The 24855-nt window shown below is 71.0% G+C and carries 19 protein-coding genes; 10 read left to right on the top strand and 9 right to left on the bottom strand.

Annotation, left to right across the window (positions count from 1 at the left end):
• The first annotated feature begins 73 nt into the window (after positions 1–73).
• The gene (lat, locus tag ACZ6SF_RS20450) at positions 74–1432 is read left to right on the top strand and encodes an L-lysine 6-transaminase (RefSeq protein WP_466063753.1); all 1359 of its coding nucleotides are present in this window, start codon (positions 74–76) and stop codon (positions 1430–1432) included.
• A gap of 49 nt (positions 1433–1481) precedes the next feature.
• Here lat and ACZ6SF_RS20455 read toward each other — a convergent pair whose 3' ends face one another.
• On the bottom strand, positions 1482–1826 hold the full coding sequence (locus ACZ6SF_RS20455; protein ID WP_466063754.1) for a hypothetical protein: 345 nt from the start codon (positions 1824–1826) through the stop codon (positions 1482–1484).
• A gap of 196 nt (positions 1827–2022) precedes the next feature.
• On the opposite strand from ACZ6SF_RS20455, the gene ACZ6SF_RS20460 reads away from it, so the two are divergent.
• Complete coding sequence (locus ACZ6SF_RS20460; RefSeq protein WP_466063755.1) at positions 2023–3762, top strand: serine/threonine-protein kinase; 1740 nt, start codon at positions 2023–2025, stop codon at positions 3760–3762.
• A gap of 23 nt (positions 3763–3785) precedes the next feature.
• On the opposite strand, the gene ACZ6SF_RS20465 is transcribed toward ACZ6SF_RS20460, so the two are convergent.
• Positions 3786–4337, bottom strand: a complete 552-nt coding sequence (locus tag ACZ6SF_RS20465; RefSeq protein WP_466063756.1) for a histidine phosphatase family protein — start codon at positions 4335–4337, stop codon at positions 3786–3788.
• 99 nt (positions 4338–4436) lie between these two features.
• Between ACZ6SF_RS20465 and vapB the strand changes: the two genes are divergently transcribed.
• The 4 genes from vapB (at position 4437) to ACZ6SF_RS20485 (ending at position 10454) form a co-directional block, all read left to right on the top strand.
• The gene (vapB, locus tag ACZ6SF_RS20470) at positions 4437–4694 is read left to right on the top strand and encodes a type II toxin-antitoxin system VapB family antitoxin (protein WP_466063757.1); all 258 of its coding nucleotides are present in this window, start codon (positions 4437–4439) and stop codon (positions 4692–4694) included.
• 58 nt (positions 4695–4752) lie between these two features.
• Positions 4753–9312: an ATP-dependent helicase gene (locus ACZ6SF_RS20475; protein WP_466063758.1), complete on the top strand. Its 4560-nt coding sequence runs from the start codon at positions 4753–4755 to the stop codon at positions 9310–9312.
• 54 nt (positions 9313–9366) lie between these two features.
• Positions 9367–10146, top strand: coding sequence for a DNA-formamidopyrimidine glycosylase family protein (locus ACZ6SF_RS20480; protein ID WP_466063759.1), 780 nt, complete (start codon positions 9367–9369; stop codon positions 10144–10146).
• 113 nt (positions 10147–10259) lie between these two features.
• Positions 10260–10454 (top strand): hypothetical protein, encoded by a 195-nt coding sequence (locus tag ACZ6SF_RS20485; RefSeq protein ID WP_466063760.1) that lies wholly within the window; start codon positions 10260–10262, stop codon positions 10452–10454.
• Between the two features lie 64 nt (positions 10455–10518).
• Here ACZ6SF_RS20485 and ACZ6SF_RS20490 read toward each other — a convergent pair whose 3' ends face one another.
• Positions 10519–12252, bottom strand: coding sequence for a glycerol-3-phosphate dehydrogenase/oxidase (locus ACZ6SF_RS20490; RefSeq protein ID WP_466063761.1), 1734 nt, complete (start codon positions 12250–12252; stop codon positions 10519–10521).
• A gap of 230 nt (positions 12253–12482) precedes the next feature.
• On the opposite strand from ACZ6SF_RS20490, the gene glpK reads away from it, so the two are divergent.
• Positions 12483–13979 (top strand): glycerol kinase GlpK, encoded by a 1497-nt coding sequence (gene glpK, locus ACZ6SF_RS20495; RefSeq protein WP_466063762.1) that lies wholly within the window; start codon positions 12483–12485, stop codon positions 13977–13979.
• Positions 13980–13986: 7 nt separating this feature from the next.
• On the opposite strand, the gene ACZ6SF_RS20500 is transcribed toward glpK, so the two are convergent.
• The 4 genes from ACZ6SF_RS20500 to ACZ6SF_RS20515 form a co-directional block, all read right to left on the bottom strand.
• On the bottom strand, positions 13987–15189 hold the full coding sequence (locus ACZ6SF_RS20500) for an aminotransferase-like domain-containing protein (protein ID WP_466063763.1): 1203 nt from the start codon (positions 15187–15189) through the stop codon (positions 13987–13989).
• Between the two features lie 84 nt (positions 15190–15273).
• Positions 15274–16371, bottom strand: a complete 1098-nt coding sequence (locus ACZ6SF_RS20505; RefSeq protein WP_466063764.1) for a DUF8176 domain-containing protein — start codon at positions 16369–16371, stop codon at positions 15274–15276.
• Positions 16372–16444: 73 nt separating this feature from the next.
• Positions 16445–17398, bottom strand: a complete 954-nt coding sequence (locus tag ACZ6SF_RS20510) for a hypothetical protein (protein ID WP_466063765.1) — start codon at positions 17396–17398, stop codon at positions 16445–16447.
• 426 nt (positions 17399–17824) lie between these two features.
• Entirely contained in the window at positions 17825–19228 is a 1404-nt protein-coding gene (locus ACZ6SF_RS20515) for an NAD(P)H-quinone dehydrogenase (RefSeq protein WP_466063766.1), read from the bottom strand.
• Positions 19229–19425: 197 nt separating this feature from the next.
• Between ACZ6SF_RS20515 and ACZ6SF_RS20520 the strand changes: the two genes are divergently transcribed.
• Positions 19426–19905 carry a gamma-glutamylcyclotransferase family protein gene (locus tag ACZ6SF_RS20520; protein WP_450004107.1) on the top strand — a complete coding sequence of 160 codons (480 nt, stop codon included), beginning with the start codon at positions 19426–19428 and terminating at the stop codon, positions 19903–19905.
• A gap of 371 nt (positions 19906–20276) precedes the next feature.
• On the opposite strand, the gene ACZ6SF_RS20525 is transcribed toward ACZ6SF_RS20520, so the two are convergent.
• Both ACZ6SF_RS20525 and ACZ6SF_RS20530 read right to left on the bottom strand, forming a co-directional pair.
• Positions 20277–21452 carry a M20 family metallopeptidase gene (locus ACZ6SF_RS20525; RefSeq protein WP_466064077.1) on the bottom strand — a complete coding sequence of 392 codons (1176 nt, stop codon included), beginning with the start codon at positions 21450–21452 and terminating at the stop codon, positions 20277–20279.
• 293 nt (positions 21453–21745) lie between these two features.
• Positions 21746–22450, bottom strand: coding sequence for an enoyl-CoA hydratase/isomerase family protein (locus tag ACZ6SF_RS20530; protein ID WP_466063767.1), 705 nt, complete (start codon positions 22448–22450; stop codon positions 21746–21748).
• Between the two features lie 123 nt (positions 22451–22573).
• Between ACZ6SF_RS20530 and ACZ6SF_RS20535 the strand changes: the two genes are divergently transcribed.
• Together ACZ6SF_RS20535 and ACZ6SF_RS20540 are read left to right on the top strand one after the other, a co-directional pair.
• Positions 22574–23353 carry a purine-nucleoside phosphorylase gene (locus ACZ6SF_RS20535; RefSeq protein WP_466063768.1) on the top strand — a complete coding sequence of 260 codons (780 nt, stop codon included), beginning with the start codon at positions 22574–22576 and terminating at the stop codon, positions 23351–23353.
• Positions 23353–24852 carry a phospho-sugar mutase gene (locus tag ACZ6SF_RS20540; protein WP_466063769.1) on the top strand — a complete coding sequence of 500 codons (1500 nt, stop codon included), beginning with the start codon at positions 23353–23355 and terminating at the stop codon, positions 24850–24852. Before ACZ6SF_RS20535 ends, ACZ6SF_RS20540 begins: the two co-directional genes overlap by 1 nt.
• Positions 24853–24855 lie beyond the last annotated feature (3 nt).

Consider the following 24855-nt stretch of genomic DNA (forward strand, 5'->3'; position numbering starts at 1 on the left):
CAACTCCGTCTTGTTATGGACTTGTCAGGAAAATTTCCCGGCAAGTCCGTTGCGGCTCCCGTACCGTCGATATGTGACCATCGAACTGGAACGGTCCGGCAACGGCGATGGCACGGCCCACCGCCGAATCCCCGCCGCACGCGTGCACGAGTCGTTGTCGGCGAGCATCCTCGCCGACGGCTTCGATCTGGTCCTCGACCTGCCCGCCTCCCACGGCTGCCGGCTGGTCGACGCCCGGGACGGCACCTCCTACCTCGATATGTTCGGCTTCTTCGCCTCCAGCGCGCTGGGTATGAACCATCCCGCGCTGGCCGGCGACGCCGGGTTCCGCAACGAATTGACCACGGCCGCAGTGAACAAACCGAGCAACTCCGATATCTACACCGTGGAGATGGCCGGGTTCGTGGACACCTTCGTCCGGGTGCTCGGCGATCCGCGGCTCCCGCATCTGTTCTTCATCGACGGCGGCGGGCTCGCGGTGGAGAACGCGCTCAAGACCGCGTTCGACTGGAAGAGCCGGCACAACGAACGCCACGGCCGCACAACGCGTCCCGGCCGGGAAGGCGGCGTACTGCACCTCACCGGCGCGTTCCACGGCCGCACCGGCTACACCCTGTCGCTGACCAACACCGACCCGGTGAAGACCGAGCGTTTCCCGGCCTTCGACTGGCCCCGGATCGACACCCCGTACTGCGGGAGCTCCGACGATATCGCCGCGGCCGAGCAGCGGGCTCTCGAACAGGCGGTCCGCGCGTTCGCCGACCGTCCGCACGGCATCGCGTGCTTCATCGCCGAACCCATCCAGGGTGAGGGCGGCGACCGCCATATGCGGCCGGAGTTCCTGCAGGCGATGCAGCGGCTCTGCCATGCCAACGACGCGCTGTTCATCGTCGACGAGGTGCAGACCGGCGTCGGAATGACCGGAAGCACCTGGGCCTACCAGCAGTTCGGGCTGGAACCGGATGTGGTGGCGTTCGGTAAGAAAACGCAGGTGTGCGGGATCATGGCCGGCGGGCGGGTCGACGAGGTGCCCGACAACGTCTTCGCCGTCTCCTCGCGTCTCAACTCCACCTGGGGCGGCAATCTCACGGATATGGTGCGGACCCGGCGCATCCTCGAGGTGATCGAACGCGACGGATTGGTCCAGCGGTCCGCACTACTGGGCAATCAGCTCGTCGATCTGCTGCGCGATCTCGCCGACCGCCACCCGGCGGTCACCGAACCCCGCGGGCGCGGGCTGATGTGCGCGATCACCCTGCCCGACAGCGGGTTCCGCGATGCCGTGCTCACCGCGCTGCGGGAGCGGGAACGGGTCCTGATGATCGGGACCGGGCCGTCCGGGATCCGGTTCCGGCCGCCGTTGATCGTGGCGCCGGAGGAACTGGTCGCGGCGGTCGCCGCCCTGGACCGGGTCCTGACCGAACTGCGCTGAGTAACCCGACCACGCCGAATCACCGAACACCACTGAGCCGAGGCGGCGGTCAGGCCGGGTCGAGGCGCAATCCCAGGGCACCCTCGGCGAACCGGCGGACCGCCGCCAGTCCGTCGTCGCGGGCCGCCTCGTAACCCGGACGCGCCCAGCCGTCGATACGCGCGGTGCCGTCCGCCGCCGGAGTCACACCGATCTCGGCCACCAGTTCCGCGGTCACCGGATCGCAGACCGCCCACGAGAAATGGGTTTCCGCCTCCCACTGCGCGTTACGCCGCGCCACATGGTCCGGATCGGTCACTCCGCCCGCCGCGAGCGCGGGCCGGTCGTCTATGCGTTCGTCGGCCCGCAGCGCGCGCAGATACCACGCGCCGGCATTGATCTCGATCGCTTCCATCCGGTCACCTTCGCACAACCCCCCGCACCGCCTCCGCCGCCGTCGGCCGGGCGAGCGACCCGATGGTCGGTGACCTCACACTGTGCCGGTACGGCCCGCGCGGCTAGGGTCGGTGTACCGGCCGGGCCCGCGCCCGGCCCGGCAGCACCGCGCCCGGCGCACCGACCCGGGCCGGCGGTGACAGGAAGGATGGGTCATGACCGGTGGGCGACTGGGCCGCTACCGGCTCGAACGGTTGCTCGGTCAGGGCGGTATGGGTCAGGTGTGGCTGGCCACCGCGGATCCGGCCGGAGGACGTCCGGCGCGGCAGGTCGCGCTGAAGCTGCTGCCGGCCGAACTCGCCGCGGACCCCACCTATCGCAGCCGATTCGAACGCGAGGCCGAACTCGCCGCCCGCCTGCACGACAGCCATATCGTGCCGATCCATGCGCACGGGGAACTGGACGGCCGGCTGTTCATCGAGATGGAATTCGTCGAGGGCGAGGATCTGTCGCATATCCTGCGCCGCGAAGGCCCCCTCGCGCCGGCTCGCGCCGTCGGCATCGTGTCCCAGATCGGCGCCGCGCTCGACGCCGCGCACCGGGCGGGACTGGTCCACCGGGACGTGAAACCGTCCAATATCGTCGTGCGGCGCGACGGTTTCGCCTATCTGATCGATTTCGGTATCGCGCACGGCGCGGGCAGCACCGCCCTCACCGCCTCGGGCCTGGCCGTGGGGACCTGGGCCTATATGGCACCCGAACGATTCACCGGCCGCACCGACGCCCGCGCGGATGTGTATTCGCTGGGGTGCGTGCTGTTCGAAAGCCTCGCGGGCGCGCGGCCGTTCGGTGATACCGACCCCGCCCGCCAGATGCACGACCACCTCACCACCGCACCGCCGAGCGTCCGCGCCGTGGTCCCGGGAGTCCCCGCCGAACTGGACCGGGTGATCGCGCGGGCGCTGGCCAAGGATCCCGACCACCGCTATCCCGGTGCCGGTGAATTCGCCCGGGCCGCGCTGGACGTCCTGGCCGGACGCGCCCCCGCCGGCGTGGTTCCGGCGGAACACCCCGGTACCCGGCACTACGAGGTCGGTGCTGTTCCCGCCGCCACGCGCCGGTACGAGGCGCCCGCACCGGATCTGCCCGCGACGCGCCGCTACGAGGCGCCCGCGCTGCCCGGGACCCTCGCCTACACCGAGTACGCGCCACCCGGGCACGCTCCGGAGCCCGCCTACCCGGCAACCCGCTCCTACACCCGGCTCGAGACCGGTTACGGCGGTCCGGGCGCCCCCGCCGCCCCCTATGACCACCGGCCCGGCGGCCCGAACCCACCGGTCGCTCTCGTTCCCGGGCCGCGCCGGCCCGCCCCCGCCCGGCGCCCGCCGCGGGGGCATACCCCTGCCCCGCCCCGCCGGCGCCGGCGCCGGTTCCCCCAGCTGCTGCTCTGGGCGATCCTGCTGATCGTGGTCCCGCTGGTCCTCATCGGCGGATGTGTCGCGGCGCTGGTGGACGGCGCCGGATCGTTCCAGATCTTCACCGGCGGCGGCGACAGCGCCGCCCCCGGTCCCGCTCCGGGGCCCGGGGATCCGATCCGCGACGGCAATTTCGAGTTCGTCGTGCGGAATGTGGAATCGGGGGTGCAGTCGGTGGGGCTCGAACGGGCCGAGGGGACCTTCGTGGTGGTGAGTTTCACGGTCCGCAATATCGCCGCCGACCCCAAGACCTATATGCCGCTCGGGCAGGAACTGCACGATACGGCCGGGGGCACGTTCTCCCCCGATGTGACGGCCACCGCCGTGCGCGCCCCGTCCGCGGCCGCACCGCGGTCGTTGCAGCCGGGCGAATCGATGGGCACGCATCTCGTGTACGGGGTTCCGGCCGGATCGGTGCCGGCGAGTATGACCTTCCGCGATTTCCCGCTCTCACGCGGGACCTCGGTACCGCTGGGATAACCGCGGCCCGGCACCGAGCCGCGTCAGGACACCCGCAGTGTCCACGCGCCGCGGTGATGGAACCGGACCCGGCTGCCCGGCGCCACATCGATCCGCCAGAACGACTCCGGCGCGGCATCCAGGACGAGGGTCAGCGCGGCCCGGACAACCGCCGGATGCGTCACCGCGACCGTGGCGGTGACCGGGTCGCGAACGAGATCGTCCAGCCAGCCGCGGACCCGTTCGCGCAGATCCAGAATCGACTCGCCGCCGTGCCCCCGGTAGCCGGGTTCGGTGAGCCAGCGGGTCACCGCCTCGGGCGCCACATCGTCAAACGATGCACCGCGCCAGGCGCCGGCGTCGAGATCGCGTAACCTCGATAGTGGCGCGGCCGCCAGGCCGAGAACTTCGGCAGTCTCTCTGGTCCGCCGCTCCGGGCCCACGAGCACCCGCGCGTTCGCCGGTGGTTCGGCCGCCCGCTCCGCCAGCGCCGCCCGCCCCGCCGGGGTCAGCGGTTCATCGGACGGGAAGCGCGCCGCCCGCAGCGCCTCGGTGACACCGTGGGAGATCAGATCGAGTTTGCGAACACCAGGCACTGTCGAAGCATAGAAACACCGGACTGTCACCGGTCGCCGGCTCCGTCGTCACGCCGGCCCCGGTCCCCGTGCCCACTGCCAGCAGGAGGTGATCGAGGAATGACAGATATCCATATCCGGGCCGTGCCCGGCGCAGTGATCGACGAAATCGACCGGCAAGCCGATCTCCTGGGAATATCTCGTAACGAATTCCTCCGCCGCAGGCTCGACCGGGAATTCCGCCCGGTCGGCGGTGTGACCACCGAGGATCTGGTCCGGCTGGCCGGGCTCGTCCGTGATTCCCGCGCCCCCGATCTCCACGGGCCGCCCGTGCTCGATCCCGATCTCCCCGAAATGGTCGACGGACCCCTGACCTGACCACCTCCCCGTCCCGGCACCCGGCCGCCTGTCGGTGGCCGGGTGCACACTGGGTTCCGTGACCGTGTTCTCCCCCGCCACCCAGCAGTGGTTCGACGGTGCGTTCCCGGCGCCGACGGACGCCCAACTGGGCGCGTGGCGCGCGATCGCGGCCGGGGAACACACCCTGGTGATCGCGCCCACCGGGTCGGGGAAAACCCTGTCGGCGTTCCTGTGGGCCATCGACCGGCTCGCCGCGGCCGAACCGGCCTCCGAGGGCACCTCGGTGCTCTATATCTCCCCGCTGAAGGCGCTGGCGGTGGATGTGGAACGCAACCTGCGCGCGCCGCTGGTGGGCGTACGCCAGACGGCCCGGCGGCTGGGGCTGCCGGCCCCGGAGATCAGCGTCGGCGTCCGCTCCGGGGACACCACCACCCAGGAACGGCGACGGCTGCAGCGCACGCCGCCCGATATCCTGATCACCACCCCGGAATCGCTGTTCCTGATGCTCACCTCGGCGGCCCGCGAGACCCTGCGGGGAGTGCGCACGGTCATCGTCGACGAGGTGCACGCCATCGCCGGATCCAAACGCGGATCGCATCTGGCGCTCTCCCTGGCACGGCTCGACACCCTCACCGAGAGCCCCGTCCAGCGGATCGGCCTGTCCGCGACGGTGCGCCCGCCGGAGGAGGTCGGCCGGTTCCTGGTGGGCGCGGCGCCGATCACCATCGTCGCGCCGCCCGCGCCCAAGACCTTCGACCTGTCGGTCCGGGTGCCCATCCCGGATATGACCGAACCCGGCGATTCCGACCAGCCCGGTTCGCTGTGGCCGCATGTCGACGAGGCCATCGTCGATCTCGTTCTCGGCCACCGGTCCTCGATCGTGTTCGCCAATTCGCGCCGGCTGGCCGAACGGCTCACCGCCCGCCTCAACGAGTCCTACGCCGACCGGCTCGGCGAGGGTCCCGATACCGGGCACGCCCCGCCGGCCCAGCTCGGCCCGTCCACCGAGGTGAGCCACGGCGCGGACACCCTGCTCGCGCGCGCCCACCACGGCTCGGTGAGCAAGGAACAGCGCGCCCTCATCGAAGACGACCTGAAGAGCGGGCGGCTGCGCTGCGTGGTGGCCACCAGCAGTCTCGAACTCGGAATCGATATGGGCGCCGTGGATCTGGTCGTGCAGGTGGAGGCGCCGCCCTCGGTGGCCAGCGGCCTGCAGCGGATCGGCCGCGCCGGACATCAGGTCGGCGAGATATCGCGCGGGGTGCTCTTCCCCAAGCACCGCACCGATGTCGTGCACTGTGCCGTGGCGGCGCAACGGATGCTGTCCGGGGAGATCGAGGCGCTGAAGATCCCGGCCCATCCGCTGGACATCCTCGCCCAGCAGACCGTCGCCGCCTGCGCACTCGAACAGCTGGACGTGGACACCTGGTTCGATACCGTACGTGCCACCGGAAGCTATGCGGCACTGCCGCGCTCGTCCTACGAGGGAGTGCTGGACCTGCTGTCGGGGCGCTACCCCTCCGACGAGTTCGCCGAGCTGCGGCCCCGCCTGGTCTGGGACCGCGACGCCGGCACCCTGACCGGCCGCCCCGGGGCGCAGCGCCTCGCCGTCACCTCGGGTGGCGCCATCCCCGACCGTGGCATGTTCGCGGTGTACATGGTGGGTGAGAAGGCCTCGCGGGTGGGCGAACTCGACGAGGAGATGGTCTACGAATCGCGGGTGGGCGATGTGTTCGCGCTGGGCGCCACCAGCTGGCGGATCGAAGACATCACCTACGACCGCGTCCTGGTCTCGCCCGCGTTCGGGCATCCCGGCCGCTTACCCTTCTGGCACGGGGATTCCCTGGGCCGCCCGGCCGAACTCGGCGCCGCGCTCGGCGAATTCGTACGCAAGGCCGGGTCGGATACCGCCGGGGCGGATTTCACCGCCCGCACCGCCACGGCCGGTCTCGACGAGAACGCGATCGGCAATCTGCGGGCGCTGCTGGACGATCAGCGCACGGCCACCGGCCGCCTGCCCACCGACCGCACACTGGTGGTCGAACGGTTCCGCGACGAACTGGGCGACTGGCGGCTGGTCCTGCACTCGCCCTACGGAATGCCGGTGCACGCGGCGTGGGCGCTGGCGATCGGCTCCCGCCTGCGCGAACGCTTCGGTGTGGATGCCGCGCCCAATGCCTCCGACGACGGCATCGTGGTCCGGCTGCCCGATACCACCGACGAACCGCCGGGCGCCGAACTGTTCGTCTTCGAACCCGACGAGATCGACGATCTGGTCACCGAACAGGTCGGCGGTTCGGCCCTGTTCGCCTCGCGATTCCGGGAATGCGCGGCCCGCGCGCTACTGCTGCCCCGCCGCGATCCGGGCCGGCGCGCACCGCTGTGGCAGCAACGCCAGCGGTCGGCCCAATTACTGGACGTGGCACGGAAATTCCCCGATTTCCCGATCCTGCTGGAAACCGTGCGCGAATGCCTGCGCGACGTCTACGACCTGCCCGCGCTGCGCGACCTGCTCGGCCGGGTGGCCCGCCGTCAGGTGCGCCTCGTGGAGGTGGAGACCGCCACCCCCTCCCCTTTCGCCAACGCCCTGCTGTTCGACTACATCGGCCAGTTCATGTACGACGGCGACAGTCCGCTCGCCGAACGCCGCGCGGCGGCACTGTCGCTGGACTCGGGGCTGCTGGCCGAACTACTCGGCCGGGTCGAGCTGCGGGAACTGCTGGACGGCGAGGTGATCGCGCAGACCGAGCGCGAACTGCAGCGACTGACCCCCGAGCGCGCCGCCCGCGACGCGGAAGGCCTGGCGGATCTGCTGCGCCTGCTCGGTCCCCTCACCCCGGACGAGGCCCGGCAGCGGTGCCGCGACGACCCCGCGGACTGGTTCGCGCGACTCGCCGCGGCGCGGCGGGCACTCGAGGTGTCCTACGCGGGGCAGGTCTGGTGGACCGCGATCGAAGACGCCGCCCGGTTGCGCGACGCGCTGGGTGTCCCGCTGCCGATCGGCACCCCGGCCGCCTTCATCGAACCGGTCGCCGATCCACTCGGCGATCTGGTGGCCCGCTACGCCCGCACCCACGGCCCGTTCGGGACGGAGGCGGTCGCGCGGCGATTCGGTCTGGGTACGGCGGTCGTGGCCACCGCGCTACACCGGCTGGTCGCCGAGAAACGCGTGGTGGAAGGCGAATTCACCCCGGAAGCCGGCGGGTCGGAATGGTGCGACAGCGAGGTGCTGCGGCGTTTGCGGCGGCGCAGCCTGGCCGCGGCCCGGCACGAGATCGAACCGGTCGCCACCGCGGCCCTGGGCCGTTTCCTGCCGGACTGGCAGCATATCGGCGGCACGGATCTGCGCGGCCTGGACGGGGTCGCCGCGGTGGTGGATCAGCTCGCGGGCGTGCCCGCCCCCGCATCGGCCTGGGAGTCGCTGATCCTGCCCGCGCGCGTGCGCGATTACAGCCCGGCACTGCTGGACGAACTGATGGCCACGGGAGAGATCCGCTGGTCGGGACACGGGGCGATCAACACCAAGGACGGCTGGATCGCGCTGCACCCGGCCGATCAGGCGCCGCTGACGCTCCCGCCACCCGATGAGGTGGAACTCACCGACCTCCACCTCGCCCTGCTCACCGCGCTGGGCGCCGAACCGGCCGCCAGAGCCCCGGCGACGAGCCGCGCCGCGTCCGGTCCGGACGGCGCCGGGCCGCCGGTGCCCGGCCTCCTGTCCGGAGGCGGCGGCGCGTATTTCTTCCGGCAGCTCGCGGACGCCACCGGCCTGCTCGACGATCCCGCCGTCGCCGCGGCCCTCTGGGACCTGGTGTGGGCGGGTCTGGTGTCCGGCGACACCTTCGCCCCGGTCCGGGCCCGGCTGGCCGGAACCACCCGGGCGCCGGCCAGCCATCGGACGCCGCGGCGCGCGCCCCGGGGCCGTACCTACCTACCCCGGCCCGCGCTGCCGACCAGATCCGGACCGCCGACGGTCGCCGGACGCTGGTCGCTGCTGCCCGACCGGGTCACCGACAACACCGTGCGGGCGCACGCCACCGCCGATCTGCTGCTGGAACGCTACGGCGTGGTGACCAAGGGCTCGGTGCAGAGCGAGGGTGTTCCGGGCGGTTTCGCGCTGCTGTACCGGGTGCTCAGTGAATTCGAGGACCGCGGCCGCTGCCGGCGCGGCTATTTCGTCGACTCGCTGGGCGGCGCCCAGTTCTCGACCACCGACGTGGTGGATCGACTGCGTTCCTTCGACGGCGACCGGCGCCCCGCGGGCGTGGCCCTGGCCTTGGCCGCCTGTGATCCGGCCAACCCGTACGGCGCCGCGCTGCCCTGGCCCAAGACTCCCGGTGCGGCCGGTCACCGCCCGGGCCGTAAGGCGGGCGCGCTGGTGGTGACGGTCGACGGTGAACTGGTGCTGTACCTGGAACGCGGCGGGAAAACCCTGCTCACCTGCACCGAGGATCCCGCCGCCCGGGGGGCCGCGGCGCGTGCCCTGGCCGGTCTGGTCCGCGACGGGCGAATCGATTCGCTGGTCATCGACCGGGTGGACGGCGAATCGGTACACGGCAACACCTTCGCCGGGTTCCTCACCGAGGCCGGTTTCAGCGCGACTCCACAGGGCCTGCGGATGCGAGGCAACCGATGAATCGGCCCGGCCGTCCCACCCCCGGGCCCCGGCGCGGGCGGAGGCGGAGCGGCGATGCCCGAGGGTGACGTCGTCTTCCTCGCCGCCGGCCGGCTGCGGGCCGCCCTGGAAGGCCGGACACTGGTCCGCAGCGATTTCCGGGTGCCCCGCTACGCCACCGTCGACCTGCGTGACCAGGTCGTGGACAGTGTGGGCAGTTACGGCAAGCACCTGTTCATCCGTACCGAGACCGTGAGCATCCACTCCCATCTGAAGATGGAGGGCAGCTGGCGGATCTTCCACTGCGGCCAGCGCTGGACCAAACCGCGGGTCAGCGCGCGGGTGGTGCTGGGCACCGCGGAAACGGAAGCGGTGGGATTCGACCTCGGGCTGGTGGAGGTGCTGCGCCGCCGCGACGAACACACCGCCATCGACCACCTCGGCCCCGATCTGCTGGCCCCGGGCTGGGATCCGGCGGAGGCGGTGCGGCGGCTGAGCCGTGAACCCGATACGCCGATCGGGCTCGCGCTGCTGGATCAGCGCAACCTCGCCGGGATCGGCAACATCTATCGCAGCGAGGTCTGCTACCTGCGCGGAGTCCACCCGGCGCTGCCGGTCGGGGCCGTCGACGATCTGCCCGCCCTGGTGAACGAAGCCCACCGGGTGCTGCACCGGGCCGCGTACGAACCGCCCTGGCGACCGCTGGCCTACGGCCGCGCCCGGTGGCCGTGCCGGCGCTGCGGCACCCCGCTACGGGTGGAGATGCTGGGCGAGACGGCACCGCGCAACGACCGGGTGGCCCGGCGCGAACGCGGTATCTACTTCTGCCCGAAATGCCAGGTCGCGCCCGGCTGACCCGATAGTCTGGCGCAGACCGGACGCTGCCACTTCTGTGACGGTCGCCATCGGCGTAGTAATGATCGGCGTCTTTCCGACGACACACGGGTACCGCATCGGAAGCAGGTCCCATGAACACCCGAACCGTCCACCTGGCCGCCGTCACCGGCAAATTGCTGTCCGCGGTGCTCGCTCTCGTGGCCACCGCGATGTTCTGCTATTTCCTCCTGCATCCCGCGACGTCCGCTCCCGCCCATCAGTCCCCCGCACCGCTCGGACCGGCCAGTACCCAGCCCGCCGCCCCGGAGTTCCGCGTATCGCACTGAGCCGGCCGCCGTGCGGCCCGCAGCCACCGGCCCACGGTTCAACCGTCGGTGTCAATCGCACGGTTCAACCGTCGGTAGGAACCGGCTCCAGGATTTCCGGGCGGGGCTCGGGCGCGGCGATCCGCAGCGCGTCGGCCGAGGCGTCGTCCGGCTGGGTCTGCGACCGCACCTCGGCGTCCACCCGGGCCAGATAGGTACGAACCTCACGATCGGTCTCGGCGTCGTCCCAGCCCAGCACCGGGCCGATCAAGCCGGCCACCTCCGCGGCGCATTCGGCGCCACGATGCGGATACTCGATGGAGATACGGGTGCGGCGGGCCAGCACATCGTCGAGGTGCAGGGCGCCCTCCGCCGCCGCGGCGTACACCGCTTCGACCTTCAGATACGAGGGTGCGGCGCCGATCGGCTGCCGCAACTCCGGGCGGTCGGCGGCCAAGGCCATGACCTCGTCGATCAGCGAGCCGTAGCGGTCCAGCAGATGTTTCACCCGGTACGGGTGCAGACCGTACTCCTCGGCCAGCTGCACGGTCTGGTTCACCAGCGCGAAGTAGCCGTCCGCACCGAGCAGTGGCACCTTCTCGGTGATCGACGGCGAGACCCGGGCCGGAATATCCTGGGCCGCCTCGTCGACGGCGTCGTAGGCCATCACCCGGTAGGTGGTGTATTTGCCGCCGGCGATGGCCACCAGACCCGGCGCGATCCGGGCCACCGCGTGTTCCCGCGACAGCTTCGACGTCTCGTCGCTCTCCCCGGCCAGCAGCGGCCGCAGTCCCGCGTACACGCCGTCGATATCGGCCGGCGTCAGCGGAGTGACCAGCACCTGGTTCACGCGTTCGAGCAGATAGTCGATATCGGCCTTGGTCGCCGCCGGGTGGGCCAGATCGAGATTCCACTCGGTATCGGTGGTGCCGATGATCCAATGCGCTCCCCACGGGATGACGAACAGCACCGAGGTGGCGGTGCGCAGGATGATCGCGGTATCGCTGACGATCCGGTCGCGCGGTACGACGATGTGCACACCCTTGGAGGCCCGGACATGGAACCGGCCGCGCTGCTGGGAGAGCGCCTGGACCTCGTCGGTCCAGACACCCGCCGCGTTGATGACCACATGCCCGCGGACCTCGGCGGTGCGCCCGTCCTCGCTGTCGCGCACCCGCACTCCGGTCACCCGATCGGCCTCCCGCAGGAAACCCACCACCTGGGTGGAGGTGCGGATCACCGCGCCGTAGTGGGCGGCGGTTCGCGCCACCGTCATGGTGTGCCGGGCGTCGTCGACCACGGTGTCGTAGTAGCTGATCCCGCCGATCAGCGAATTCCGGCGCAGGCCCGGTGCCAGCCGCAGCGCGCCGTGCCGGGTCAGATGCCGTTGTCCCGGCACCGATTTCGCGCCGCCCATGGTGTCGTAGAGCATGAGCCCGGCGGCGACGTAGGGGCGCTCCCAGGCGCGTCGGGTGAGCGGGTAGAGGAAGCGCAGCGGTTTCACCAGATGCGGGGCGAGGGTGGCCATGGAGAGTTCGCGCTCCCGCAACGCCTCGCGTACCAGCCCGAATTCCAGCTGCTCCAGATATCGCAGCCCGCCGTGGAACATCTTGGACGACCGGCTGGAGGTCCCCGAGGCCAGATCCCGCGCCTCCACCAGCGCCACCTGCAGCCCGCGGGTCGCCGCGTCGAGGGCGATACCGGCCCCCACGACGCCGCCGCCCACCACGATCACATCGAAATGATCCTTGCCCAGACGGTCCCATGCCGTGCGACGCTGTTCCGGCCCGAGAAACTGCGATCCCGGCTTCATCGTCATGGTTTCGACTCCCTGGGGTTTCGCGTTCGACTAGGTCGGCTGTGCATTCCCGAGTTCGATCTACAGCCTAATGGGCAGGTGGCCGTAGGTCGCGTTCACGGCGCCGTGCTGTGCCCGAGCAGACACCGGCCGGGCCGGCCTATGGGAACCCCAGCTGCGCCGCGACCCCACCGCCCGGCCGGTCACCGGGACAGCCGCGCGGGCGAGCCGGATTACGCTAGCCTCCTGCCATGCGCTATGTGGCCGCCATCGACCAGGGCACTACCTCGAGCAGATGCATTCTGTTCGACCGGCAGGGACAGATAGCGGGTGTCGCCCAGCGTGAGCACGACCAGATCTTCCCGAAACCGGGCTGGGTCGAGCACGACGCGCAAACCCTGTGGCGCAATACCGAATTCGTACTCGGCGCGGTACTCGACGAGGCGGGCGCGAGCGCCGGCGATATCGCCGCGGTGGGCGTCACCAATCAGCGCGAGACCACCGTGGTGTGGGAGCGCGATACCGGCCGCCCCATCCACAACGCCGTCGTCTGGCAGGACACCCGCACCGACCGGCTCTGCACCGAACTGGCCGGAGCCCACGGCGCGAACCGCTACGCCGACCGCACCGGGTTGCCGCTGTCCACCTACTTCTCCGGCCCGAAGGTGTCCTGGATCCTGGACGCCGTACCGGGCGCCCGGGCCCGCGCCGAGGCCGGCGAACTCTGTTTCGGCACGGTGGACAGCTGGGTGCTGTGGAATCTCACCGGACGCCACCTCACCGATGTCACCAACGCCTCGCGCACCCTGCTCATGGATCTGCGCACCCTCGGATGGGACGAGCGGATCTGCGCGGAGATCGGGGTACCGCCCGCCGTCCTGCCGGAGATCCGGAGTTCCTCGGAGATCTACGCGGAGATCACCTCCGGTCCGCTGGCGGGAGTGCCGGTCGCGGGGATCCTCGGCGACCAGCAGGCCGCGACCTTCGGCCAGGCCTGCCTGTCCCCGGGCGAGGCCAAGAACACTTACGGCACAGGTAATTTCATGCTGCTGAACACCGGCACCACCCCGGTGTTCAGCGAACACGGCCTGCTCACCACCGTCTGCTACAAGCTCGGCGAACAGCCGCCGGTGTATGCCCTGGAGGGGTCGATCGCCGTCACCGGGGCATTGGTGCAATGGTTCCGCGACAACCTCGGCATCATCTCGACGGCGGCGGAGATCGAGGACCTGGCCCGGACCGTCGAGGACAACGGCGGCGCCTATATCGTGCCCGCGTTCTCCGGGCTGTTCGCGCCCCGCTGGCGGCCCGACGCCCGCGGGGTGATCGCCGGACTCACCCGGTTCGTCACCAAGGCCCACCTGGCCCGCGCGATCCTGGAGTCGACCGCCTTCCAGACGCGCGAGGTGATGGACGCGATGCGCGCCGACGCGGCGGCCCGCTCGCTGGACCTGGAATCGGTGGCGCTCAAAGTCGACGGCGGAATGGTCGGCAACGATCTGCTGATGCAGTTCCAGGCCGATATCCTCGATCTCCCGGTGGTGCGGCCGACGGTCAACGAGACGACCGCCCTCGGCGCCGCGTACGCGGCGGGCCTGGCGGTGGGCTACTGGTCGGGTACCGACGATATCCGCGCCAATTGGACCGCCGATCGCACCTGGACCAGCACCATGTCCGCCACCGACCGCGACGCGCGGCTGCGCGACTGGAACAAGGCCGTCGAGCGAACCTACGACTGGGCCGAGTGAGCGGGCGCTACCGGCCGGCCGAGACCGCCTCCCGCCGATCCGCCGCGCGCGCCAGCCGGTCCACGGCGTCGGCCAGCACGTCCGGCGCGGCGGTGGTGAAACACATGCGCATGGCGTGGGTGTAGGTGGTGCTCACGGCGAACGCCTGCCCGGGCACGAACGCGACGCCCGTCTCGAGCGCCCGCGGCAGCAGTTCGGTGGTATCGGTTCCGTCGGTGAACTCGGCCCAGACGAACATGCCCCCGGACGCCGCGCTGCAGCGCAACCGTTCCCCGAACCGGCGGTCCACGGCATCGACCAGGGCGCCCGCCCGGGTCGAGTAGACGTTCCGCACGGTCTCGATATGGCCGCGCAGCCAGTCGGCATCGGCCAGCAGTTCGGCGGCGATCTGCTGGGTCAGCGCCGAACCGCACAGATCGGCGCCCTGCTTCAGCAGCTCGACGGCCCGGCACACCCGTTCCGGGGCGACCATCCAGCCCACCCGCAGGGTCGGGGCGATGATCTTGGACGCCGAGGACAACCGGATCACCGAGTCCGAATACGACGCCACCGGCTCCGGTGCCGGCCGTTCGAACCACAGCTCACCGTAGGGATCGTCCTCGATCACCCAGAACCCGTATCGTTCGGCCAGCGCCGCCAGCGCCTGCCGCCGGCGCGAGCTCATGGTCACGCCGCCCGGATTGTGGAAATTGCTGACCGTATGTACCACCGCGGGCCGCTCCCCGGCGGCGATCAGCTCCTCCAGCGCGTCGATACGCAGTCCCTCGGCGTCGAGGGGCACCGCCGCGATCCGGGCTCCGGCCGCCCGGAAGACCTGGAGTGCGCCGACGTAGGCCGGGTCCTCGACGACCACGAGCGCGCCGGGGTCCAGTAGCACTTCCGCCAGCAGCGACAGCGCCTGCTGCGACCCGTGGGTCACGAACACCTCGCCGAGCGCGACGGTGCGCCCGAGCCGCGCCGACTCCCGCGCCGCCAATACCTCACGGAGGGGTCCCCAACCCGGCGATTCGGTGTACTGCAGCGTGGAGCTGGTGCGCAGCGCCGATTCCGCCGCCGCCGCGATCCGGGCGCCGGGCATGAGCCCGGCGTCGGGCAGACCTCCGGCGAGGCTGACGATATCCGGGTCCGCGGTGAGCTTCAGCAGGTCACGGATGGCCGAACTGGTGAGACCGGCGAGTTTGCCGGCCAGCGGCGGTTGGGTGTTGGGCATAGGGCCTCCAAGGACGCACCTGGTAGAAACCCGATCATCCCATGAATATCCATGATCTGAAATTGTGATCTCATATGTCGGGATTCAGCGCCGGTCGGCGATCACCCACAGCAGCGTTTTGCCGTCCCGTTCCACCGTGGTGACGGTCTGCTTGTACACCGTGGTCGTACCACCCGGACGCCGCTCGGTGAGATCGACGTCGAAGGTATCCGGGGCCCGTTCGGTGATCCGCACACAGTGCTGGGTGTCCACCGGGATCTGCGCGTCGATGGCCTGCTGGATGGTCTCCGCGGACGAGATGGACGGTGAGTCCGCCGCTACGAACTCCCGCGCCGCGACGCCGTTGCGTTCGGCGTAGAACGCGTTCTGGAAGCCGAGAATCGCCCCCGCACCGCTCTCGGTGTCACCGATCCCGTCGCCCACGGTCACCGCGCCGTCCTGGCTCGCCGGACAGCTCAGCTCATCGGCGGGCCCCGGCGGCGCGGCGACAGGTTCGTCCCCGCCGCTGGTCACGACGACGATCGCGACCCCGACCGCCAGGAACGCCACCAGAACGGCGGCAATCGTGATGATCTTGTTCAACGGCAGCTGCCGGCGCGGCTTACTGGCCAGCGCGCCCGCCACCGACTGCGGTGTGAGCTTCTGCGCGATCGGATCGCTGTCCCACGACAGACCACCCGGCTTCGGCCGAGGGGCCCCCGCGCCCGAGTCGGCGCCCGGACCACCCGGCCGGCCCGGCGTGGACCAGCCGGGCTCCGCGGTCCGATGGCGCACGGTCGTCTGATCCGATTCCGGGGCACGCTCCGGCTGCCGGACGGCCGGGTCCGACGGGTACTGATGGCGGACGGTCGCCGCATCCGGGGAACCGGACGAGGTGGGCGCCGGGCGCTGAACCGGAACGGACCGGTCGGGAGCCTGGTATTGGGGGGTGGAACTGTCCGGGGCCCGGTACTGGGGCGGCGGCGGAGGCACCGGCGGCGCCTCCGGCGTGGCAGCAGCGGAAGACCCCGCGGGCCGCCAGGTCAGTTCCCGGTTCTCCGCACCCTCCGGCTTCCAACCCTGGACCGGCAGCTCGCCCGTCGGCGGGCCGAATTCCGATACGGGCGGCCCGAAATCGCCGGTAGGAGGCCCGAAATCCGCCCGCTCCGATTCACGCTCTCTGCCTTCGCCCTCGCCGGTCACTGCCTATCCCTTTCGAGACACGCGGGTGGGGCGGCCGTGACCGACCGCCCCACCCGGCAAGATGTCACTCGTATCAGTACTGGAGTGAACCACCCCACTGGCTGTTGACGCCAGCGACGTTGATCGACTGCTCCGGGTAGTTGCCGGGCGGCAGCAGCGGCGGGGGCGGCGGAATCTTCGCCGCGGCCTCCAGGGCGGCGGCGCCGCCCGGCTGCATCTGGATCCAATGCTCGACCGCCGCCTTCGCGGTGTTCACCGGAGTGGTGTCGATGGTGTGGTCCAGCCGGTTGTCCGGCAGTCCGTTACCACCGGTGAAGGTGGAAACGTTGATGGTGTTCTCGTCGACGAACTCCACCGCGATACCGGCCTCACCGGTCCCCTGCGGGGTGCGGAAACCGGCCGTGCCGACATAACCGGCCTGGTTGGAGAAGTGGTGGGTGTTCGCGAAATGCCCCGGAGCCAGCGAACCGCCGTCGACCGCGGCGCCGATCTCCATATGCGGGCCCTGCATCTCGACGACCGGAGCCACCGGCGCCTCGTCCAGGCTCGGCGCGTTCCACTGGGGCTCCTGCGGCTGCACCAGGGTATCGGTCTGCGGAGCACCCGGCTCCACATCCACTCCGGGCTCCGGCGCGGGCGGCTGCCCCGGCTGGGCCGGCGGCTGCGGCGCGTCCGGCTTGTCCGGAGTGATCGCCGGCTGCACCGCTTCGGGCTGGCCGGGCACCGGCAGCGGCGCCACCCGCGGCGTGGTCACACCCGGCTGGGTGGGACCCGTCAGGCTCTGATCGCCCTCCTCGCCCGGCTTCGGCGTGGTGACACCCGGCTGGCTCGGAGTGGGCGTATTCCCCTGCTGGTTCTCGTTCTGCACTCCCGGCTGACTGGGAGTGGTCTCCGGACTGCTCTGATCCTGAGGCTCTTCCGGCTGCTCGTTGGTCCCCGGCTGCGCGGGCGCCGGCGTGCTCGGCGTGGTCGGCGCCGTCGGCTGCTCACTCGGAACGGCCCCCGCCGGCGATGCGAAGATTGCCATCGCCGCAGCGGTGGCAAGCGGCAGCGAAGTGCTCGCCACCGCCCGGCTCGCCCGGTTCGGCTTACGATGTTTCACTTTTCGCCCAATCCCTCTCCCGGATCCGGCGCCATACGCGGACCGTATCCAGTTCTGACAATCCGAGATACGGACCGGACGGGTGACCCGGGTGGGCCGTTCGCTGTCCGAATCCGAAAGGACGAACCCCCCGGCACCAAACCTCGCGACCGCCCGTCGATCGCATCTCTGCTTCGGAAGTGAATCACACCTGCGCTCGTCCGGCAACGTGACCGAAAACTTCTGCGCGGCTACGCCGCGCGGGATTCGGCCCCGTAGGACCCGGCGCCTCACGGCAGGCGGACCCGGCGCCTCACGGCAGGCGGGGCGCGCCCGGGGAAGCCGCCGAGCGGCCCGGCCTCCGGAGCCCTCCTAGCCCAGGTCGTCGTGGCGCATGAGCTGGCGGGCCGCCTCCATCACCGAACCGGTGAGGGACGGGTACACCGAGAAGGTCTGCGCCAGATCGTTGACCGTCAGGTTGTTCTGCACCGCCAGGGCGATCGGCAGGATCAGCTCCGAGGCGATCGGGGCCACCACCACGCCGCCGATCACCACACCGGTGGCGGGCCGGCAGAAGATCTTCACGAAACCGCGGCGCAGGCCCGACATCTTGGCGCGGGGGTTGGTGTTGAGGGGCAGCATGACCGTGCGGGCGGGAACCTCGCCGTTGTCGATGGCGGTCTGGCTCACGCCGACCGTCGCGATCTCGGGGCGGGTGAACACCGCGGAGGCCACCGTCTTGAGCCGGATCGGGCTGACTCCCTCACCGAGCGCGTGATACATGGCGATCCGGCCCTGCATAGCCGCCACCGAGGCCAGCGGCAGCAGGCCGGTGCAGTCGCCGGCGGCGTAGACGCCGGGAACCGCGGTACGCGATACCCGGTCCACCCGCAGGTAGCCGCCGCGATCGAGTTCGATCCCGGCCTGTTCCAGGCCGAGGTCCCCGGTGTTCGGGGTGGAGCCGACGGTCATCAGGGCGTGCGACCCGGTGACGGTGCGGCCGTCGGACAGGGTCACCACCACGCCGTCGGCGGTGCGTTCCACCTTGTCGGCGCGCGCGTGTTTCACCAATTCCACGCCGCGCTCGGCGAACGCGTCCTCGAGAACCAGTGCGGCGTCGGCGTCCTCACCGGGCAGCACCCGGTCGCGGCTGGAGACCAAGATCACCCGCACGCCCATCTCGGTATAGGCGGAGACGAACTCGGCACCCGTGACGCCCGAACCCACCACCACCAGGGTCTCCGGGAGATCGGCCAGATCGTAGAGCTGACGCCAGTTCAGGATCCGCTCACCGTCCGGTTCGGCGCCGGGCAGCACCCGCGGCGAAGCGCCGGTCGCGATCAGCACGACCTCCGCCTCCACGGTCTCCTCGGCGCCCTCCGGGAACGAGACCGTGACCTGATGGGTGGCGCGACCCGATCCCGGCCCGGCCAGCCGGCCCCGGCCCGGCAGCACCCGCACCCCGGCCGCCTGGAGTTTGGACCGGATATCCGACGACTGCGCCAGCGCCAGCGCCTTCACTCGTTCGTGGACCTCCGGCAGCCGGACCTCCGCCTGCTCCGGATCCAGCGTGATCCCGAGGTTGCGAGCGCGCCGCAGATCGGTCCGCACTCCGGTCGAGGCGATGAACGTCTTGGACGGCACACAGTCCCAGAGCACACACGCTCCGCCGATACCGTCGGAATCGATCAGTACCACCTGCGCGCCGTGCTGGGCCGCGACCAGTGCCGCCTCATAGCCCGCGGGTCCGCCACCGATGATCGCAATGCGGGTCATACATACCCCTGTCCTAATCACCCGCGCCAGGCGCGCGGCAGCTCGCGGCCCTCACTCGCCGGGTCAAGCCTAGTGTGTGCCGCGCCCGCGCCCACGCCCGGCCGCGACCGCGCGTCGGCGCACCCGAAGCACATCCCGGAGCACTAATTACGACGCCCCGTACCGGTGCGCGGCGCCACACAACTAAGCTGCCGGTTGTGCCGATCTACGCTGCCTACGGGTCCAATATGGATTCGACCCAGATGCTCGAGCGCTGTCCGCACTCCCCCATGTCCGGGACGGGCTGGCTGGAGGGCTGGCGCCTCACGTTCAGCGGGGACGATATCGGCTGGGAAGGCCCACTCGCGACGGTCGTGGAAGAACCCGGCTCGCGGGTCTTCGTGGTGCTCTACGACGTCTCCCCCGAGGACGAGCAGCGGCTGGACCGTTGGGAGGGATCGGATTTCGGTATCCACCGCAAGATCCGCCTCCGCGTGACCCCCAGCCCCGGCAGCGGCACCGACCCGATCCTGGCCTGGCTCTACGTCCTGGACGCCTACGAGGGCGGCCTGCCGTCGGCCCGCTACCTCGGGGTGATGGCCGACGCCGCCGAAAAGGCCGGGGCCCCGGAGGAATACGTACACGCCCTGCGCACCCGCAACAGCCGCAACGTAGGCCCCGGAAACAACTTTAGTTAAAAGGGAGCTGTAATTTTGGAGCGGCTCCGCCGCTCGAGGGCGGGGCCCTATTAACCCCGGTTCTTCACTCCCGCCGGTCGGTCGCTGCGCTCCCTCCCTCTGGTCGCTCCAGAACCGGGGCGGGCCCCGCCCAGCGGAGGTGACCCCGGAGGCAAATGTGGAGGACGCGCTCGGGAATCCACACCCTTCCAGAACGTCACATCCTCGTGACCCGCTCAGCTGTCGCCTTCCCGGGCCGTGGGTCGCTGCCCTGGGCCTACCGGTGACTGCCCTGGGCCTACCGGTTCGAGAAAAGGTTCGGCCCGCGTCTGCTGTCAGCGCTCGAAGCGCATGTGGCGAAGCCACGAGTCTCGAGCGCTGACAGCAGACGCTCAGGAGGGCCGAACCTCGAGCGGCGGAGCCGCTCCAGACCAACACAGCGCGATGTTGGTGAGGGTTCGGACTCCTACGGCCAGTGCGCGTTCGTCGATATCGAAGGTGGGCTGGTGCAGGTCCAGCTGCGGACCTTCGCCCGACCAGACGCCGAGGCGGGCCATGGCGCCGGGGACTTCCTCCAGGTACCAGGAGAAATCCTCGCCGCCGCCGGATTGGGGGGTATCCGCCAGGGCGTCGGGGCCCAGGGCGCGGACGGCGTCGGAGAACATCTGGACCGAATGGTCGTCGTTGACCACCGGGGGCACCCCGCGGCGGTAGTCGAGCTGGTAGCGGACTCCGGTGGGCGCGAGCAGGCCGTCGACGATCTCACGCACCAGCGGCTCCAGCAGCGACCAGGTGGCGTGGTCGCCGGTGCGGACGGTGCCGGTGAGCATGCCGGTCTGCGGGATCGCGTTGGGCGCTTTTCCGGCGCTCACCGCGCCCCACACCATGACCGTGCTGGTACGCGGGTCGATACGGCGGGTGAGCAGGCCCGGCAGCCCGGTGATGACGGTGCCGATGGCATAGACCAGGTCACTGGTCAGGTGCGGGCGCGAGGTGTGCCCGCCGGGTGAGTCCAGAACGAGTTCGACGGTATCGGCGGCCGAGGTGATGGCCCCGACCCGGATGCCGACGCGGCCGACTTCCAGGCGCGGGTCGCAATGCAGCGCGAAGACCCGGTCCACACCGTTCATCACGTCGGCGGCCACCATATCGAGCGCGCCGCCGGGCATCACCTCCTCGGCGTGCTGGAAGATCAGCCGCACCCCCACCGGCAGGTCGAGATCGGCGAGGGCCAGCGCAGTGCCGAGCAGGATCGCGGTATGCGCGTCGTGACCGCAGGCGTGCGAGACCCCGGGCACCGTGGAGGCGAAGTCCAGGCCGGTGAACTCCTGCAGCGGCAGCGCGTCCATATCGGCGCGCAGGGCGATCCGCGGACCGGTGTCGGGGCCGATATCGCAGATCAATCCGGTACCGCTGGGCATGACCCGGAACGACAGACCGGCCTTCGTCAGCCAGGTGCCGACGAATTCGGTGGTCGCGAACTCGGTCCGCGACAGTTCCGGGTTGGCGTGGATATGCCGCCGCCATTGAACGAGATCGACCGTGTGCTCGGCCAGCCACGCCGTCACCGCGTCCTGTCCGTCTCGCACCGAACGGCCGGATGTGCTCACCGAATGTCCTCCTGTCGTAGAACGAGCAGCTGTGAACCACTTCGCTGGTGTCCGGGCCTCCCTGGACACATATCGCCCGCGACCGTGGTCGCGGTACATACCGGTGGCCTGCTCGCCCCTGTCGAGAAGCGACCGTAACCTCCAGTTTCGCACCGCGGCCCGATCCACGCGCGGCGGCCCGGGCCACCGCGGCGGACGTGTCGCGGGCGGGCCGGAGCCGGGAGGGCGGCGAACGCCGGGTGTGCGGGCCGCTACCCCTGGGCGAACGCCAGGTTCTCGGGGGTGTTCGGCACCGCCAGTCCGGCGAGCGCCGCCGCGTGCAGCGAGCGCTTGATCGCGGGCAGGCTGGGTGTGCGGTTCGCGGCCAGTTCCGCGGCCCGGGCGATCGCGGCGCCGCGCAGGGCGTCGGCTTCGGCGACATCATCGACGATACCCGCGACCAGCGCGTCGGCCGCACCGTAGCGGCGGCCCGTGGTCATCGCGGCGAGCGCGACCTGGTTGGTGAGGCGGCCGGTGAGCAGCGCGTTCATCCCGACCGTGAACGGCATGCCCAGATGGACCTCGGGCAGGCACCAGTACCCGCGGTCGGCGCGCATCACCCGGAAATCGTGCGAGGTCGCCAGCATGGCGCCCGCGCCGAAGGCGTGCCCGTTCACCGCGGCCACCGTCGGCATGGGGAACGCCAGTATCCGGGTGAAGACGCTGTGGACCCGGTCGAGGTAGCCGTGCATCCGGTCGAGATTGGCGAACAGCCAGTCGGTGTCGAGGCCGTTGCTGAAGAATTTGCCCGTGGCCGTGGTGACCAGGGCGGCGGGGCCTTCGATGGCCTCCACACTGTCCAGCAGGGCATGGGTTTCGTCGATCCACTGATGGCTGAAACGGTTCTCGTCGTCGGTCTGGCCCTCATTGCCCAGCGACAGTACGAATACGTTCCCATCACGCTCCAGGTACGGCATACGTGCAGCGTATCGACAGCGATCCGGATCCGTCCGGGCGCGGGTCGCGCCGGCCTCGCCGGACGCCGGCGGGCGCGGCCGTACGGACGGTCCCGCGGCGCCGGAGGCCATAGACTGACCGCCATGCTCGCCGAACAGGCCGCCGAGGAGATCGCCGCCCGCACATCCGTCGCCCGGCACCGGGTCGCGGTGATACTGGGTTCGGGCTGGCAGGACGCCGTCGCCGAACTCGGGACCCCGACCGCGGAGATCCCGATGCCGGACCTCCCGGGATTCGCCGCCCCCACCGCCCAGGGCCATCTCGGCCGGGTGCTGTCGGTACCGGTCGGCGGGGCCGATGTGCTGGTCCTGATGGGACGCCGGCACCTCTACGAGGGCAACACCCCCGACGATGTGGTGCATCCGGTGCGTACCGCGGTGGCGGCGGGCGCGGAGACCGTGATCCTGACCAACGCCGCCGGCGGTATCCGCCCGGGGCTGCGGGTCGGTGAGGCGGTACTGGTGCGCGACCACCTGAACCTCACCGGCCGGACACCGCTGACCGGAGCGACGTTCGTCGACCTGGTGGACGCCTGGGACCCGAAACTGCGGGAGCTGGCCCGCACGGTCGACCCCGACCTCACCGAGGGCGTGTACGCCGGGCTCACCGGCCCCCAGTACGAAACTCCCGCCGAGATCCGCATGCTGGCCACCATGGGGGCCGATCTGGTCGGGATGTCCACGGTCCTCGAGGCCATCGCGGCCCGCGCATCGGGCGCCCGGCTGCTCGGCATCTCGCTGGTCACCAACTCCGCCGCGGGTGTCACCGGCGCGCCGCTGTCGCACGCGGAAGTGCTGGCCGAGGGCAACGCGGCCGCGCCCCGGCTCGGCCGGCTGCTGCGCGGCGTGCTGGAGAAACTGTAGTGCTGACCTTCGGCACGGCGGGGCTGCGCGGCCCGCTGGCCCCGGGACCGGACGGTATGAACGACACCACCGTCGCCCGCGCCACCGCGGGGCTGGCGGCCTGGCTGCGGGACCGCTGCCTGGGCGGCGGCCGGGTGGTGGTGGGCCGCGACGCCCGCCACGGCTCGGCTGAGTTCGCGCGGATCACCGCCGAGGTACTGGCCGCGGCCGGTTTCGCGGTGACCCGGCTGCCCGAACCGCTGCCGACCCCGGTGACGGCGTTCGCGGTGCGGGCCCTGGACGCGGTGGCCGGGGTGCAGATCACCGCCTCGCACAATCCGGCGACCGATAACGGCTACAAGGTCTATCTCGACGGCGGCTCCCAGCTCCTGGCGCCCGCGGACACCGAGATCGAGAAGCAGATCGTCGCGGTGGTGGAACCGATCGACCGCACCCCGGTACCGGAGGCGGACACCGAACTGCTGACGCGGTACCTGACCCGGGTCGCGCAACTGCCGCGGCTGATCGGCGGCGACGGGGAGCGCGCCGAGATCCGGATCGCGTTCACGCCGCTGCACGGAGTCGGGGGCGCCACCGCGGCGCGGGCGCTCGCGGCCGCCGGGTTCGCCGATATCCACGCGGTCGCCGAACAGTTCGCGCCCGACCCGGATTTCCCGACCGTCGCCTTCCCGAATCCGGAAGAGCCCGGCGCCGCCGATCTACTGCTGGCGCTGGCCGAACGGGTGGACGCCGATCTGGCGATCGCGCTGGACCCCGACGCGGACCGATGCGCTCTGGGAGTGCCCACGGCGGACGGCTGGCGGATGCTGCGCGGTGACGAGACCGGTGTTCTGCTCGCCGATCATGTCCTGCGCACCGCGCCCGCGGATTCGCTGGTCGCCACGACGATCGTCTCCTCACGCCTGCTCTCCCGGCTCGCCGAAGCCCGCGGGGCCCGCTACGCCGAAACCCTCACCGGTTTCAAATGGCTGGCCCGGGCCGGTGACGGATTGGTCTACGCCTACGAAGAGGCCATCGGCCACTGTGTGGATCCGGCGGCGGTCCGCGACAAGGACGGGATCTCCGCGGCGGTGCTCGCCGCCGATCTCGTCGCGCGGTTGCGGACCCGGGGCCGCACTCTGCTCGACGAACTCGACGACTACGCGGTCCGTTTCGGCGTGCACGCCGGTGACCAGGTCGCGCTGCGGCTCCCCGACCCGCACGCGGCGGCCGAGGTGGTGGCCGGGCTGCGGGCGGCGCCACCGCGCGAACTCGCCGGAACCCCGGTCGAATACACCGATATGTCCGCACTGCGGGGCCGGATGCGCACCGACGCCCTGGTCTTAACCGGTTCCGGCGTGCGGGTGGTGGTCCGGCCCTCGGGCACCGAGCCGAAGCTGAAGTGCTATCTCGAGGTGGTGGAACCGGTCTCGGCCCCGGAACGGTTACCGGCCGCCCGGGCCGCGGCCGGGCAACGGCTTTCGGAACTGCGCGAATACTGCCGCGCGCTCGGCGCCTGAGGG

Source organism: Nocardia sp. NPDC049935 (assembly GCF_055586645.1).

Bases quoted from the DNA above. Each gene is read 5' to 3' on its own strand.
- ACZ6SF_RS20485 (WP_466063760.1), top strand. From the start codon at position 10,260: ATGAACACCCGAACCGTCCACCTGGCCGCCGTCACCGGCAAATTGCTG.
- vapB (WP_466063757.1), top strand. From the start codon at position 4,437: ATGACAGATATCCATATCCGGGCCGTGCCCGGCGCAGTGATCGACGAA.
- ACZ6SF_RS20490 (WP_466063761.1), bottom strand. From the start codon at position 12,252: ATGACGATGAAGCCGGGATCGCAGTTTCTCGGGCCGGAACAGCGTCGC.
- ACZ6SF_RS20460 (WP_466063755.1), top strand. From the start codon at position 2,023: ATGACCGGTGGGCGACTGGGCCGCTACCGGCTCGAACGGTTGCTCGGT.
- ACZ6SF_RS20500 (WP_466063763.1), bottom strand. From the start codon at position 15,189: ATGCCCAACACCCAACCGCCGCTGGCCGGCAAACTCGCCGGTCTCACC.
- ACZ6SF_RS20515 (WP_466063766.1), bottom strand. From the start codon at position 19,228: ATGACCCGCATTGCGATCATCGGTGGCGGACCCGCGGGCTATGAGGCG.
- glpK (WP_466063762.1), top strand. From the start codon at position 12,483: ATGCGCTATGTGGCCGCCATCGACCAGGGCACTACCTCGAGCAGATGC.
- ACZ6SF_RS20530 (WP_466063767.1), bottom strand. From the start codon at position 22,450: ATGCCGTACCTGGAGCGTGATGGGAACGTATTCGTACTGTCGCTGGGC.
- ACZ6SF_RS20535 (WP_466063768.1), top strand. From the start codon at position 22,574: ATGCTCGCCGAACAGGCCGCCGAGGAGATCGCCGCCCGCACATCCGTC.
- ACZ6SF_RS20510 (WP_466063765.1), bottom strand. From the start codon at position 17,398: ATGGCAATCTTCGCATCGCCGGCGGGGGCCGTTCCGAGTGAGCAGCCG.
- ACZ6SF_RS20480 (WP_466063759.1), top strand. From the start codon at position 9,367: ATGCCCGAGGGTGACGTCGTCTTCCTCGCCGCCGGCCGGCTGCGGGCC.
- ACZ6SF_RS20455 (WP_466063754.1), bottom strand. From the start codon at position 1,826: ATGGAAGCGATCGAGATCAATGCCGGCGCGTGGTATCTGCGCGCGCTG.